This is a genomic window from Nocardia sp. bgisy118 (genome assembly GCF_057708605.1).
Window position 1 is genome coordinate 201,223 of the sequence record NZ_JBYISM010000001.1, and the last position, 13,979, is coordinate 215,201.

General features: G+C 71.3%; 12 protein-coding genes. 5 read left to right on the top strand and 7 right to left on the bottom strand.

Annotation, left to right across the window (positions count from 1 at the left end):
- Nucleotides 1-107 precede the first annotated feature (107 nt).
- Nucleotides 108-5,837, top strand: a complete 5,730-nt coding sequence (locus AC3EO7_RS00800) for a WD40 domain-containing protein (protein ID WP_435590179.1) — start codon at nucleotides 108-110, stop codon at nucleotides 5,835-5,837.
- A 97-nt stretch (nucleotides 5,838-5,934) separates the two neighbouring features.
- Nucleotides 5,935-7,167, top strand: a complete 1,233-nt coding sequence (locus AC3EO7_RS00805) for an FAD-dependent oxidoreductase (RefSeq protein WP_431971689.1) — start codon at nucleotides 5,935-5,937, stop codon at nucleotides 7,165-7,167.
- A gap of 3 nt (nucleotides 7,168-7,170) precedes the next feature.
- Here AC3EO7_RS00805 and AC3EO7_RS00810 read toward each other — a convergent pair whose 3' ends face one another.
- The 4 genes from AC3EO7_RS00810 to AC3EO7_RS00825 form a co-directional block, all read right to left on the bottom strand.
- Complete coding sequence (locus AC3EO7_RS00810) at nucleotides 7,171-8,352, bottom strand: serpin family protein (protein WP_435590180.1); 1,182 nt, start codon at nucleotides 8,350-8,352, stop codon at nucleotides 7,171-7,173.
- 30 nt (nucleotides 8,353-8,382) lie between these two features.
- The gene (locus AC3EO7_RS00815) at nucleotides 8,383-8,691 is read right to left on the bottom strand and encodes a ribbon-helix-helix domain-containing protein (RefSeq protein ID WP_431971687.1); all 309 of its coding nucleotides are present in this window, start codon (nucleotides 8,689-8,691) and stop codon (nucleotides 8,383-8,385) included.
- On the bottom strand, nucleotides 8,688-8,972 hold the full coding sequence (locus AC3EO7_RS00820; protein WP_431971686.1) for a hypothetical protein: 285 nt from the start codon (nucleotides 8,970-8,972) through the stop codon (nucleotides 8,688-8,690). Before AC3EO7_RS00820 ends, AC3EO7_RS00815 begins: the two co-directional genes overlap by 4 nt.
- 136 nt (nucleotides 8,973-9,108) lie before the next feature.
- Complete coding sequence (locus tag AC3EO7_RS00825) at nucleotides 9,109-10,083, bottom strand: quinone oxidoreductase family protein (protein ID WP_435590181.1); 975 nt, start codon at nucleotides 10,081-10,083, stop codon at nucleotides 9,109-9,111.
- Between the two features lie 93 nt (nucleotides 10,084-10,176).
- Here AC3EO7_RS00825 and AC3EO7_RS00830 point away from each other — a divergent pair, with 93 nt between their 5' ends.
- Nucleotides 10,177-10,761, top strand: coding sequence for a TetR/AcrR family transcriptional regulator (locus tag AC3EO7_RS00830; protein ID WP_431971684.1), 585 nt, complete (start codon nucleotides 10,177-10,179; stop codon nucleotides 10,759-10,761).
- A 12-nt stretch (nucleotides 10,762-10,773) separates the two neighbouring features.
- Here the strand turns inward: AC3EO7_RS00830 and AC3EO7_RS00835 are convergent, their stop codons facing one another.
- Nucleotides 10,774-11,487 carry an HD domain-containing protein gene (locus AC3EO7_RS00835; protein WP_431971683.1) on the bottom strand — a complete coding sequence of 238 codons (714 nt, stop codon included), beginning with the start codon at nucleotides 11,485-11,487 and terminating at the stop codon, nucleotides 10,774-10,776.
- A gap of 166 nt (nucleotides 11,488-11,653) precedes the next feature.
- Nucleotides 11,654-12,280 carry an alpha-ketoglutarate-dependent dioxygenase AlkB gene (locus AC3EO7_RS00840; RefSeq protein ID WP_435590182.1) on the bottom strand — a complete coding sequence of 209 codons (627 nt, stop codon included), beginning with the start codon at nucleotides 12,278-12,280 and terminating at the stop codon, nucleotides 11,654-11,656.
- A gap of 62 nt (nucleotides 12,281-12,342) precedes the next feature.
- On the opposite strand from AC3EO7_RS00840, the gene AC3EO7_RS00845 reads away from it, so the two are divergent.
- On the top strand, nucleotides 12,343-12,477 hold the full coding sequence (locus AC3EO7_RS00845; RefSeq protein ID WP_431971681.1) for a hypothetical protein: 135 nt from the start codon (nucleotides 12,343-12,345) through the stop codon (nucleotides 12,475-12,477).
- A gap of 38 nt (nucleotides 12,478-12,515) precedes the next feature.
- Here the strand turns inward: AC3EO7_RS00845 and AC3EO7_RS00850 are convergent, their stop codons facing one another.
- Nucleotides 12,516-12,983, bottom strand: a complete 468-nt coding sequence (locus AC3EO7_RS00850; protein ID WP_435590183.1) for an NUDIX hydrolase — start codon at nucleotides 12,981-12,983, stop codon at nucleotides 12,516-12,518.
- 320 nt (nucleotides 12,984-13,303) lie between these two features.
- Between AC3EO7_RS00850 and pyrR the strand changes: the two genes are divergently transcribed.
- The gene (pyrR, locus tag AC3EO7_RS00855; RefSeq protein WP_431971679.1) at nucleotides 13,304-13,942 is read left to right on the top strand and encodes a bifunctional pyr operon transcriptional regulator/uracil phosphoribosyltransferase PyrR; all 639 of its coding nucleotides are present in this window, start codon (nucleotides 13,304-13,306) and stop codon (nucleotides 13,940-13,942) included.
- Nucleotides 13,943-13,979: the final 37 nt, after the last annotated feature.

Below are 13,979 nucleotides of genomic sequence, written 5' to 3' on the forward strand. Positions count from 1 at the left end.
CGCGCCGTGCTCCGCCCCGACCGAGGCCCCGCCGCTCACGACGTGATACATACCGTGCCAGTTGTTTTCGGCACCCCGTGCGGGGAGCGGCTTGGCATACTGGGGGCGTGACAGAGCAGGGGCGGGCGCGGGACTTCTTCATCAGCTACTCCCCGGCGGACGGGCGGTGGGCGACCTGGCTGGCCTGGCAGTTGGAGGCCGCCGGGTATCGAACCCTGATCCAGGCATGGGATTTCGTACCGGGAACCAACTTCATCGACTTCATGGATCGCGGGGTGCGCGAGTCGACGGTGGTCATCGCCGTGCTCTCGGACAACTACCTGAATTCGCGCTACGGAACCATGGAGTGGCAGGCCGCCTTCCGCACCGATCCCGGCAAGCTGCTGCCGGTGCGCATCGCCGACTGCGCGCTGGAGGGACTGCTCGCGACCCTCACCTACCTGGACCTGCTGAACGTCACGACGGCCGAGGAGGCGCGGCGGACGCTGCTCGACCGGGTGGCGGAAATGCTCGCGGGCCGGGCCAAGCCGCGGATCGAGCCCGGCTTCCCGCACGACGGTCACGCGGCGCTGCCGTCGCTCGCCGGCGAGGAGCAGGACGGCACGGTGGAATCCGCGCTCGGCCGCCGGACGCCCGTCGCGGCCCCGCCCTTTCCCGGCGGTGCGCGGGAAGAGCACCGCGAGGGCGTGAGCGTGCTGCACGTGGCGGGGCCGCGCTTCGGACGCGGGCTGTTCGGACGCGACGAACCGGCCACCGCGCGCGAACTCCAGTCCAGGATCTGGGCGAACGTCACGCACCTCGTCGACCGCGGCGCGCCCCGACCGGACCTGATCGTGGTGAGCGGCGATCTGACCGAATCCGGGCGGCCGCGAGAAGTGGACGAGGCGCTGTCGTTCCTCACGGGGCTGCGGGTGCTGCTCGGCCTGGAACCCGACCGCCTGATCGTCGTGCCGGGCAACCACGACGTGTCGAAGGTGGCCTGTCACGCCTACTTCCTGAATTGCGAAGCGCGCGAACGAACCCCGCAGCCGCCGTACTTCCCCAAGCTCGAGCAGTTCGCGCGCCTGTTCGGCGAGCTGTACCAGGGGCTGGACCACCTGGTGTTCGACGTCGGGCAGCCGTGGACCCTGTTCCCGATCCCCGAACTGCGGGTGGTGATCGCGGGTCTGAACTCGACGATGGCCGCGACCCACCGCGCCGAGGACGACTACGGCAGCATCGGCGAACCCCAGGCCGCCTGGTTCGCCGAACGACTACGCGCCTTCGAGGAACTCGGCTGGCTGCGCGTCGGCGTGCTGCGGCACGATCCGGTGCCCGGCTCCGCGGCGGCCGCGCACGACCCGGCGCTGCTGCGCGACGCCGAGACGCTGTCCCGGCTGCTCGGCGGTCGGTTGCACCTGGTGCTGCACGGACCGGGACCCGGCGGACGGCACCTGGATCGGCTCGGCGGCGTGCTGCCGGTACTGCCCGCCGCCGCGCCGGGCCGCGACGAGATCGTGCACATCACCGCCCAGGGTCTGGCGCGCTACAGCGCTCAGGACGCGACGCCCGGCGAGCCGGGAGCGCGGCTGGAACACACGTGGATTCACTCCACCGCTGCGCTGACCACGGCCGCGGTGGCGGAACTGGCCGCCGAGGAACCGGAGGCGCTGGCGCCCGCCGCCGACGCGCCCGCGATCGTCGACCCGCACCGCAGGCTGCTCGACCGCGTCGCCGAAGTGTGCGACACGCGGTACCCGGGCGCGCGGATCCGCCGTGTCGAGGTGGACCCGCCGCACCTGTTCATCACCCACCAGCGCGACGAGGTGGTGGCGCAGTGGCGGGTCGGCGTGCACGTGGGCGATATGACCAGGCAGGTGATCGAGGACTTCCTCGGCCACGACCCGGAATACGGTTCGGAGCTGGTCTACCGCGGGGCGCCGCCGCCGCGGTCGCTGCGTGAGGAAGCCGCGAGCCACGGCCTGCGGGTGCGCAGTTTCACCGAGTTCCAGGGCCTGCTCGACCTGGACGGCTATCTCGCCGCGCAGGCCGCCGGGCTGCGTTCGGACCGCAGGTATCCGCCGGAACTGTACGTGCCGCAACGCTTTCGGGTGCTAGAGCACGGCGATCAGCTGATCCGCGACGACCTGGTCGGCGAACTGCTCGGTATGGTCAGCGCCGACCACGGCCGATTCGTGCTGCTGCTCGGCGATTTCGGGCGCGGCAAGACCTTCGCGCTGCGGGAGCTGGCCCGCCGCATCACCGAGACCAAGCCCGCGCTGGTGCCGATCCTCATCGAACTGCGCACCCTCGACAAAACCCATTCGGTGGACGGGCTGGTCGCGGCCCACCTGGCGAACCACGGCGAGGACCGCATCGATTTGAAGGCGCTGCGGTACATGTTGCGCGAGGGCCGGGTGGTGCTGCTGTTCGACGGCTTCGACGAGCTCGTCACCCGTATCAGCTACGAATTCGCCGCCGACCACCTGGAGACGCTGCTGCAAGCGGCGGTCGGCAAGGCGAAGATCATCGTGGCCAGCCGCACCCAGCATTTCGAGTCGCGCGCCCAAGTGCTGACCGCCCTCGGCGAGCGGGTGGGTCTGCTCCACGACCGGCGCATCGTGAGCATCGAGGACTTCGCTCCCGCGCAGATCCGCGCCTTCCTCGTCAACCGGTACGGCGGCGACGCGCGCCGCGCCGACGCCAGGATGCGCTTGATCACCGGCATCGAAGACCTGCTCGGCCTGGCGCAGAATCCGCGCATGCTCAGCTTCATCGCCGATCTGGACGAGCGCCGCCTGCGCGCCGCCGCGGGCGCGAAGCAGGCGGTCGGTCCGGCCGGGCTGTACCGGGAGATCCTGGACTCGTGGCTGACGTACGAGGTCGACCGCACCGCGACCGTCGCGGGATCGCCGCCTGGCCTGCGCCTGGACGAGCTGTGGCTGGCGGTCACCGCGTTCGCGCTGCGCATCTGGGACAAGGGCGAGCCGTACCTGCGGTTGGCCGAGTTGACCGAGGTGGCAAGGGATCTCGTCGAGCTGAGCGGCCCGCACCGGATGTCGGTGCAGCAGTCGACGCACGCCATCGGCTCGGGCAGTCTGCTGGTGCGCACCGAGGACAACCTCTTCGGCTTCATCCACGCCTCGGTGACCGAATGGCTCGTGGCGAACCACGTCGCCGAGCAGTTCGCGACCGGGGCGGCCACGCCGTCGCAGCTCGGTCAGGCGCAGCTGTCACAGCTGTCCATCGACTTCCTGTGCGATCTGGCCGACACCCAGGCATTGCGCGGCTGGGCCGAGGCGGTGCTGGCCGACTCCGCCTGCGACGACAACTCGCGCACCAACGCGTTGCGGGTGACCACCCGGCTGCGCACCGCGCCGACCGCCGACCTGCGCGGCGCGGCGCTGGCGGGCGAGGACCTGTCCTACCGCGACCTGCAAGGGGTGGACCTCAGCGGCGCCGACCTGACCGGCGCGCGGCTGGTAGGCGCGAATCTCACGCAGGCGGTGTTGCGCGGCGCGCGGCTGGTCGGCGCCCGGCTCGACGAGGCCGTGCTGGTCGGGGCCGATCTGACCGACGCCGACCTGACCAGGGCGCGGCTGGCCCGCACCGACCTGACCGGCGCGCGGGGAACGGGCAGCCGCTGGCCGAGGGCCGCGCTGCTGGACGTGATCGGCGCACCGATCGGCACCGATATGCGCGGCGCCGCGTGGGTGCCGGGTACCGCCGCGCAGACCGAATTCGCCCCGGCGGCCATCGGCGTCCGGCACGGTTTCCACGCCAGGCACGGCAGGCTGCCGCAGCCGGTCGCCTACAGCCCGGACGGCGGCACCCTGGCGATCGGCAGCGACGACGGCGGTGTCCTGATCTGCGACACCGAGACCGGCCGCCCGCTGCGCACGTTGCAGACCCATCGCGCGCGCACCTTCGCGGTGGCGTTCACCGACTCGGTGCTCATCACCGGCTCGCACGACCGCACCGTCGGCATCTGGGACGCGATGACCGGCGAACTGCGCCGTATTCTGCCCGGCCACCAGAACTGGCCGTGGCCGGTGCTGCTGAGCCCGGCGGGTGATCTGCTGGTGACCGGCGACGCCGAGGGCGTGCTGCGACTGTGGTCGCTGCCCGGCGGCGAGTTGCGCCACGAATGCGTGCCCGCGTCGGGCGGGCGGGAGCTGATCTACAGCCTGGCCATGCACGGCACGATGCTGGCCGCGGCGTACCGTGACGGCGTCGTCCGGCTCTGGGATATCGAAACCGGGAGCCAGCAGGGCGAATTCGCGGGGGCGGGCGGCTCGGTGTTCCGCATCGCGTTCGATCCGTCCGGTTCGGTGCTCGCGGTCGGCGGCGTGGACGGCGCGCTGACGCTGTGGGACCCGGCCACCCGCCGTCCGGTCCGCACACTGGCCGGGCACACCGGGCGCGTCTACACCCTGGCCTTCCATCCCACCCTCCCGCTGCTTGCCAGCGGAGACACCGATGGCGGACTGCGCACCTGGGACGTCAAAACGGGCGCGGCGCGGCACGCGCCCACCGAACACACCGCCGCCATCTACTGGCTGGCCTTCGATCCGAGCGGCGCGGTGCTCGCCTCCGGGGACAGCGCGGGACTGGTCTGCCTGCGCGAGAGCGAATCGGCGCAGCTGCGGCACCGGCTCACCGCGCACACCGGGTCGATCTGGCCCTTCGCGTTCCGGCCCGACGGCGCCCAGCTGGCCATCACCGACGACCAGTTCACCACCCGGCTCTGGGATCCGGCGACCGGCGTGTGCCGCCACATTCTCACCGGGCACGGCCGCCAGGTCACCTCGGTGAGTTTCAACTGCGGCGGCGACCTGCTCGCCGCCTGCGGCAACGACGGCGTGGTGCGACTGTGGGATCCGGTGTCGGGCAGGCTGATTCGCCGTCTGATCGGCAGCGACGACCGGTTGCTCACCTTCGAAGCGGCGGTGTTCAGCTCGGCGCAGCCACGCCAGCTCGCCACCGTCGGCAACGACGGGCGGCTGAGCCTGTTCAATCTCGACGCCGACGGCTTCGAACGACACATCACCGTGGAGTCGGCGCCGATCTGGACGATCGCCTTCGACCCGACCGGCGATTTCCTCGCCACCGCCAACGACGACGACACCGTGATCGTCTGGGTCCGCTCCACCGGCGCGCTGCACGCCGTCTGCGCCGAACACCGCGGCCGGGTGCGCTCCATCGCGTTCAACGCCGATGGCACCCTGATGGCCACCGGCTGCGACGATTCGGTGGTGCGGCTCTGGGAGGTGTCGTCCGGGCGATTCCTGCGGGCGCTGCGCGGCCACGGCGACCGGGTCTACTCGGTGGCCTTCCACGGCGACCGGCTCGCCAGCGCGTCGTGGGACGCCACGGCGCGCATCTGGGACGTCGAGTCGGGGGACTGCCTGCACGAGCTGACCAGGCACACCGGCAGGCTGTGGACCTCGGCCATCGACCCGCACACCGGCACGCTGGCCACGGCGGGCGACGACCTGGTGATTCGCCTGTGGGACATGGCGACCGGACGACATCTGCACACCATGGAGGGCCACAAGCGGCGAGTCTGGTCGCTGGCTTTCGACCCGGCGGGCAGGCGGCTGGCCAGCGGCGGAGACGACGGCAGCGCGATCCTGTGGACCCTCCCGAACGGCCGCGACGTCGCGCCCGCCGTGCGCGCGGTGCTGCTCGGCCTGCCCGAGGGCTGGGCCGCGCTCACCCCCGACGGGCGCTACAAGTTCGAGGGCGATATCGCCGGACAGTTCTGGCACGTCATCGGCATGACCCGCTTCGAGTCCGGCGAGCTGGACTCCTACCTGCCGGAGGTCGAGCAGGTTCCGGTGGACGCGCCGCTGTAGGGGGTCGTACTTCGTCGTCCTGCGCCGAGAGACCGCGCGCACGACATACCATCGGACTCGCCCGAGAGGTTGATCGCCGTGCGAGGGGAGATCGTCGATGGAACGAACGACCTGTTTGGTGGTCGGTGGCGGGCCCGCGGGCATGGTGCTCGGCCTGCTGCTCGCCCGCGCCGGCGTCGAGGTCACCGTGCTGGAGAAACACGGCGACTTCCTGCGCGACTTCCGCGGTGACACCGTGCACCCCACCACCCTCGACCTGCTCGACGAACTCGGCCTCGGCGAGGAGTTCGCGAAACTGCCCGCGCGGCGGCTGGAATCGGTGCAGCTGCCGGTCGGCGGCTCGTTGCAGACCCTGGCGACGCTGAACACCCTGCCCGGCAAACACAAATACATCGCCATGGTGCCGCAGTGGGATCTGCTCGACCTGCTCGCCCGCGCCGCCGATCGCGAACCCGGCTTCCGGCTGCGGAGGAACACCGAGGCCACCGGCCTGATCCACGCCGACGGCCGGGTCACGGGTGTGCGGTACCGGACTACCGAGGGCGGCACCGGTTCGATCGAGGCCGTGCTCACGGTGGCCTGCGATGGACGCGATTCGGTGCTCAGGGCCGCCGCCGGGCTGCGTCCACGCCGCTGGCCCACGCCGATGGACGTGTGGTGGTTTCGCCTGCCGCGCACCGGGATCGATCCCGCGGGCGCGATTCCGCTCGTCACCCCGCGCCGCGCCGCCGTCATGCTCGATCGTGGCGACTACTGGCAGTGCGCCACCCTCATCGCCAAAGGCAGCGACGCAGAGGCGCGGCGCGGGCCCGTCGGGGCGATTCTGCGCGAAATGGCCGAGGCCGTACCGTGGCTGACCGACCGAGTCGACGCGCTGCACAGCTGGGACGAGGTCAAGCTCCTCAACGTCCAGCTCGACCGCCTGGAACGCTGGTACATCGACGGCCTGCTGTGCCTCGGCGACGCCGCGCACGCCATGTCCCCGGCGGGCGGCGTCGGCATCAACCTCGCGGTACAGGACGCGGTCGCGGCGGCGAGAATCCTTGCCGCGCCCCTCCTTTCCGGACGGGTGCGGGTCCGGGAGCTGGCCAGGGTGCAGCGCCGCCGCTGGTTGCCGACCGTCGTCACGCAGGGCATGCAGCGGTCGCTGCACACCTGGGCCATCGGGCCCGCCCTGTCGGGTCGAGTGGACCTCTCGCGCGCGGGCAACGCGCCGTTGCCGCTGCGGATCCTGCGGCGCGTCCCGGTGTTGCGCGGCGTTCCGGCCTTGCTGATCGCCCGCGGGATATTGCCCGAGCACGCACCGGATTTCGCACGCCGGGCGCACTGAGGACTAGACGAACAAGGGCTCCGCCCCGTCGTCAGGGTGCCTCGGTAGCCGCGAGACCCAGCCCGCGACCACGGCGAGCCCGGTTTCGCGATGCACGGCGAGGAAGCCGAACGGCCGATCGAAGACGACGTCGACGCGGGTGACGAGATGGTCGCCCGGCAGCGGCATGCTCACCGCCCTGGCGGCCACGGCGGTGACGGCCGCGGCTTCGAAACCGTCGCGGGTGAAGCGCGCCAGCACGTCCTGCGCGCCCTGGGCGATCGCGAGTTCCTGCGGCGAGATCGCCGGAAAGTGGCCGTGGTCGGTCGTCATGGCAGCGGACAGGCCGAACAGTTCGGGTGTGGCGCACAGATCGTGCGAGGAGCGGATCTCGAAGGGCGGCATCCGGATATCGAGCCGGTCGCCGGGCAGCGGCGAACGATAGTGCGAGACCCGCAGCCCGGGTCCGGGGGTTCCCGGCGACAGCTCGGCGTGGCCGGGCGTCGGTCCGGTGAGGGCCGCGAGGCCGGTGGCGAGCACGGCGTCCGGTGCGGACGAGCCGAGCAGCAGGTGCACGTCCAGGTCGGCGGTCCCGGTGACCACCACGCGCGTCACCGGGTCCTGGCCGTCCAGGAGGGCGACCGCGGTGAGGTCGCCGGTGGATCGCGCGAGGCCGCGACTCCTGATCCCGCGCCACGGCCCGGATTCGGGGCACAGCACGGTCTCGTCGAACGACTCGCGCCATTGGGTCTTGGCGACCAGCGCGGTCGCCAAGACCACGAGAGTGTCGGGTGTGAGGCACAGCGGGAACCGTTCGATCAACCCGCCGGTCCCGCGCGCGGCCCAGGCGTCGAGCGCGTCCTGCCCGGTCAGCCGCCCGATGGTGTCCGGCGGCATGGTGTCGGTCCACTCGCGGCGCAGCGGAAGCGTCTCGGCGAACCACGCGCCGAGCACCGCGGACACGTCATCGGACTCGGTCATGATCCGCGTCAGCTCCAGCGCGGCATCGTGCGCCGCCTCGGCGGGCAGCCCGATGGCGGCTTCCAGCTCGGTGCGGGCGGGTCCCGACGCGGCCCCGGCGAGCAGGGCGAGCAGCGGCCAGAGCCCGGCGCCCGAGACGACGAAATCGTCCTCTCCCGCCGCGGCGACCCACCGCGCGGTCAGGTCGTTGACGGCGGCTACCCGTGTGTCCACTGTGCTCCCCACGCCGTCACGATAGTCGCGACAGGCAGGGGGTCAGGCGGGCTTGGCCAGACCGGAGAGCGCGCGGATGGCATCGGTCAGCGAGATCGGGTGGTCGTGCTCGATCGCGGCGAGCCCGGTCTCGAGCAGCTGGCGCATCAGCATGGACTGGGTGATACCGCGATCGGCGGCCGCGGTCTTGATCCGCGCGTCCAGCTCGATCGGCATCTTCAGCGACCGCGACACCATGATGCCTTCGGGGCCGGGGGTCGGGGGCAGCTCGACCGGTTCGTCGCTGTATTCCAGACGGGCGGCGAGAGCGGCCACCTCCTCGGGAGTGTCGGGCCATTCGGTGTTGCTCATCGCATCTTCTCCCACGTGCTGAATTCCTGGAGTTGATCCGTCGTCATCGGCTGGGCTGCCACGACCTGATGATCGGAGCCGTCCAGCATTCGCAGGGTGACGATCAACGGTCGCCCGTCATCGGTGCGACCCCAGATCGTCAGCGCCGTAACCCCGGTCACCGGGTCGACGCCACGGCGCGGCCACCGACGGTCGGCATAGAGCACCTCGATCACCTCGTGGCGCTCGATCCCGGCCAGGGCCAGAACCGTCGAGATGCCGTACCACCATTCGTAGGCCACATCCCGATCGTACCGGCCGGGTACCACCCGCGTGGTACCTGACTTCGGATACTCAGGTGCCCAGCTGCGTCGAAGGGCGGGGGACGGCCGGATGATCGTGCCTGCGCGCTTCTCGGCGCGCGGGCACGGTCGGTCGCTAGGCCTGGTCCGGGCGCAGGATGATCGTGCCGAACGCGGCGCGCTGTTCGAGCAGTTCGTGGGCGCGGGCCGCTTGGTCGAGGGGCAGCGTCGCGTCGAGGAGCGGCTGGAGCGTTCCGGCTCCGACCTCGGCGAGGACCGCCGCGCGGTAGCCCGCCACCTTGCCGAGCCATGCGGGGCCCGCGCAACCGATCAAGGTCAGCCCGCGGGTGACGAGGTCGATCGCGGTGATCGGCGCGGGACCGCCGGAGAGGAAGCCGTAGCCGAGCATGCGCCCGCGCAACGGCGTCATGAGGTCGAGCAACGCCGGTGTCGCCGGTCCGCCGATCGCGTCGAACACGACGTCCAGTGTCGTGCCGCCGAGCACGCTGCGGAGGCGGTCGGTCCACTCCGGATCGTTGTGGTCGACGACGTCGGCGGCCCCGAGTTCACGCGCTCGCGCGGCCTTGTCGGGTCCGCCCGCCGTCGCGATGACGCGCGCACCCCGGCGGACCGCGTACTGGGTGAGGTACGCGCCGACGCCGGTCGCGGCCGCTTCGATCAGCACGGTCTCGCCCGCGGTGGGCGCGGCCGTGTCGATCAGGGCGGTGGCGACCGAACCGCCCATCAGCACCGCGGCGGCGACGGCGGCGTCCATGCCGTCCGGGATGGGCGTCGCCTGCGCGGCAGCCGCGACGACGAAGTCGGCATAGGCGCCGGAACCGTTGGTGGCCACCACCACTCGACGCCCGATCAGGCCGGGATCGACGCCCGCCCCGGTCTCGGTGACGACACCGGCGGCCTGGAAGCCGAACACCAGCGGCGGCTCGGCGGGCGTCGGGAAACTGCCCGCGCGGATCGCGACTTCCGGGTACAGCACCGGGATCGCCTCCGCCCGGACGACCAGCTCGCCCGCGCCTGGCCGCGGCTGTGGCACTTCGCGCGGAACCAGCACCTCGGGCCCGCCCACCCCTGTCATTACGATTGCTCGCATCGAGAACTCCCATAAGTTGACTGACGGTCCAGATATTTCTCGCACGACGATATGGACCGTTGGTCAAGTTTGTCAACGACGAAGGCGGATGACATGTCCGAGGGGCGGACCCGAGAACGGGCCGACGCCGCCCGCAACCGGCGCGCGATCCTGGACGCGACCAGGACGCTGCTCGCCGAGCGCGGGGCCGAGGGCGTCACCATGGACCGGGTCGCGGCCATGGCGGGGGTGGGCAAAGGCACCATCTTCCACCGCTTCGGCAGCAGGGCGGGCCTGCTGCACGAGTTGGTCGCCGAACCCGCGGTGGCCCTGATGGAGGCCGTCTCCAGCGGCCCGCCGCCGCTCGGGCCCGGCGCACCCGCCGCCGAACGCCTGTCGGCCTACTTCGCGGCGATGACCGACCTCGTGATCGACAACGTCGAACTCGTCGTGGCCTACAACGCGGTGCCGCCGCACCCGAGGCGCGAGGAGTTCCACGCGTTCTGGGCCGCGCACATCACAGCGATGCTCGGCGAGGCGCGCCCGGATCTGGACGCCGAAGCGGTCGGCGCACTGCTGCTCGCGCCGTTGGGTGGTGAGCTCGCTTCCGGGATGGTGCGCGCGGGGGAGGCGGATCGCTTGCGCGCCGCGATGCGCGAACTCGTGGCGTCGGTGCTGCGCGCCCCCGAGTCCGCTTGAGACGCCGGCCGGTCAGTCGCGCGCGAGGATGGCTTCGAAGCGTTCGTCGGCGCGATCGAGCTGGCCGAGGATGTGCTGCTTGACGTGGTCGGCCAGGGGTGTGTCCGGCCTGCTCACCAGATCGCGGTAGACGTCGGTGAGCGGGCGGTACTTCACGGCCAGCTTGCGCATGATCGGCCCGTCGGCGTAGAGGATGCCCACGCCGTTGTCGGTGAAATCGGAGAGCTTGACGACGCGCGCCCACGGTGCGCGATCCAGGGTCGACGCGACGTGATCGCGGTACTGCTCGTGGCTGTCGCGCTCGGGGTCGGGCTCGGGGACGGTGACGGCGGCGACGAGCTCGGCGACCCGGCCGCCGAAGCGCTCGGACAGTTCGGTGAGCGCGGCGTCGGTAGGGGAGCCCGCGCGCGTTCCCGCCAGCTCGGCCGGGTGGTCTTCCACGGAATCGTGCAGCAATCCCGCCGCCACCACGTCGGCGTCGCGCACCTCGTAGTGGCTGACGATCCGGATCGCCACGCGCAGTAGGTGATTCAGATAGGGTTCGCGGCCGTAGCGATCGTCGCGGTGCAACTCGGAGGCCAGGTCGAGCGCCTCGGTGAGGCGATCCTCGTCCGGCAGTTCCGCGATCTCGAGCAGCAGTCGTTCGCGCAGTCCCGCCTCGCCATAGACCTCGCTGATCGTGTGCAGCGGCATCACGGCCAAGACTCCCGCCCCAGGATTGCTCATACCGCCAATCTATCGGGCCGACCGGCCGCGCGCAGTGCCCTGCGACACTTTGTTCACCTGATGGACCGGAGTGATTCTCGCGCGTGGATGTACTCGGCTGGCGGCGAATGCGCTTCGCCGCCAACCATTTTCGGTTCGGATTCCGCGAGGTGCGGCAGGGCTGGGCTCAGCGCACGTCGCGCGGACGGAACTGAATGCTGATCCGAGGGCCGACCGGTTTGCGCGTCTTGGGCACCGCGTGCTCCCAGGTGCGCTGGCAGGAGCCGCCCATCACGAGCAGATCGCCGTGTCCCACCTGGTAGCGGATGCTCGCGCCGCCCCGGCGCGGCCGCAACAGCAGGGCGCGCGGTGCGCCGAGGGACAGGATCGCGACCATGGTGTCGTGCGTCGCCCCGCGACCCAAGGTGTCACCGTGCCAGGCCACGCTGTCGCGCCCGTCGCGGTAGTAACACAGGCCCGCCGTGCGGAACGGTTCGCCGAGTTCGGCGGCGTAGTAGCGGCCGAGCGCGTCGCGCGCCTCGCCGAGGATCGGGTCCGGCAGATCCGCCTGTTCGTCATAGAAATGCAGGAGCCGGGGGACGTCGACCACCCGGTCGTACATCGGCCTGCGCTCGGCTTGCCACGGGACCTCCCGCGCCAGCCGGTCGAACAGCGCGTCGGCTCCGCTGAGCCATCCGGGGCGCACGTCGACCCACGCGCCGTCGGACAGTGCCGTGCGCTGCGTGCCGTCGAGCGAGCCGAGGCGCGCGTCCCCGAACCCGTCGAACAGCGAACCCTGCAGCCATGCCGTCACCCGCCCGACCCTACCTCCATTCGAACATATGTGCACATACCCGCGCTCACATGCGGCCGAGGATGTCCCGCGCGATCGCCGTCGCGGCGGGCGCGCGACTCCGCGTCGTCGATCTCCAGATCGCCACCGCCGCGCTGGGCCGCCCCGCCGATACAGGCGACCCGACCACCGGGATCGTCACGGCGATTCGCCGGTAGCGCTCGCCCCGCGGCGACCGTGGACCACAGGTGGCGCGTCAGTGCTGGATCAAGCCGCTGACCGGGACGGGAGCGACGTGGCCGGTCGCCGGAAGGGATCGAGCCAGCGCGAGGCCGATGTCGACCAGTGATGACCGGCGTAGGCGGGCGACGTCGGGGATCGGAGTCCAGACCGACTCGGCGGTCGCTCCGTTGGGTTCCGGCCGGAGCCTGCCGCCGGTGATCCGGACGCCGTAGAAGACACCGACGTTCTGGTGCTCGGCTCCGGCGCGCGCGGCGGCCGCGGGGATCACCCGCGAGTCCACGCCGAGCAGGCGTTCGACGACCTCGTGGCAGCCGGTCTCCTCGGCGAGCTCACGGATCACCGTGTCGAATGGATCCTCCGCGTGCTCGACTCCACCGCCTGGAAGAGTCCAGGTGGTTTCGCCGCTCGGTGCGACGTGATGGGCGAGCAACACCCGCCCGTCCTCGACGCATACGGCATACGCCGCCAGCCTGAAACTCATCCCCGCAACCTCCCGCCGGACCCTATCCCGCCTCGGCGACACCCGCGATCTCTTATTGCCGCCGTTCACTTCCCGTCTTCGACCGACGAAACAACCGGCGTCCGCAGTACTCCGAAACGGCAAGCACCCTTCGGCGGGCGCGACATGAACGCACGCCGTCGCCTCACAACCCGCGGCAGGTGGCACCGCTCACAGCCGGTTCGTGGGGCAGCTCACAGGCCGATATGCCTGGTGAAAGCCCGGTCGGAGGCGCTGTTACGCTGCTAGCCGTAAAGACATCCTTTAACGGACCGTCCGGTGAGGCGGGGAAGGAGGTCGGCATGGCCGTGCCCGGAGATCGGGCCGCCAAGTCCGGCGCTGCCGAGACGACGCACTCTCAGCGGCACACACCCGAATGGGTGTCGGCGGGGCGGGAGCTGTTGTCGGCTTCCGACGTCGGCCGGACCATCGCGCGCATCGCGCACCAGATCATCGAGAAGACCGCGCTGGATTCCGACGAGGCCGTGTCGCCGCGCGTGGTGCTGATCGGCATCCCGACTCGCGGCACCACCCTGGCCGCGCGGCTGACCGACAAGATCGAGGAATTCTCCGGCGTCCGCCCGGCCCTCGGCTCGCTCGACATCACCCTCTACCGCGACGACCTGCGCAGCCGTCCGCACCGCCCGCTGGAGCGCACGTCGGTGCCCGACGGCGGCATCGAGGACGCGCTCGTGGTGCTCGTCGACGACGTGCTGTTCTCCGGCCGCACCGTGCGCTCGGCCCTGGACGGGCTGCGCGACCTCGGCAGGCCGCGCGCCGTGCAGCTGGCCGTGCTGATCGACCGCGGCCACCGTGAACTACCGATCCGCGCCGACTTCGTCGGCAAGAACGTGCCCACCTCGCGGTCGGAGGACATCTCCGTGCTGCTGACCGAACACGACGGCCGAGACGGGGTTTATTTGCACCAGGAGGAGGCGTAGATGAGCCACATTTGCGCAGCCCTGCTCATCGGAGCCG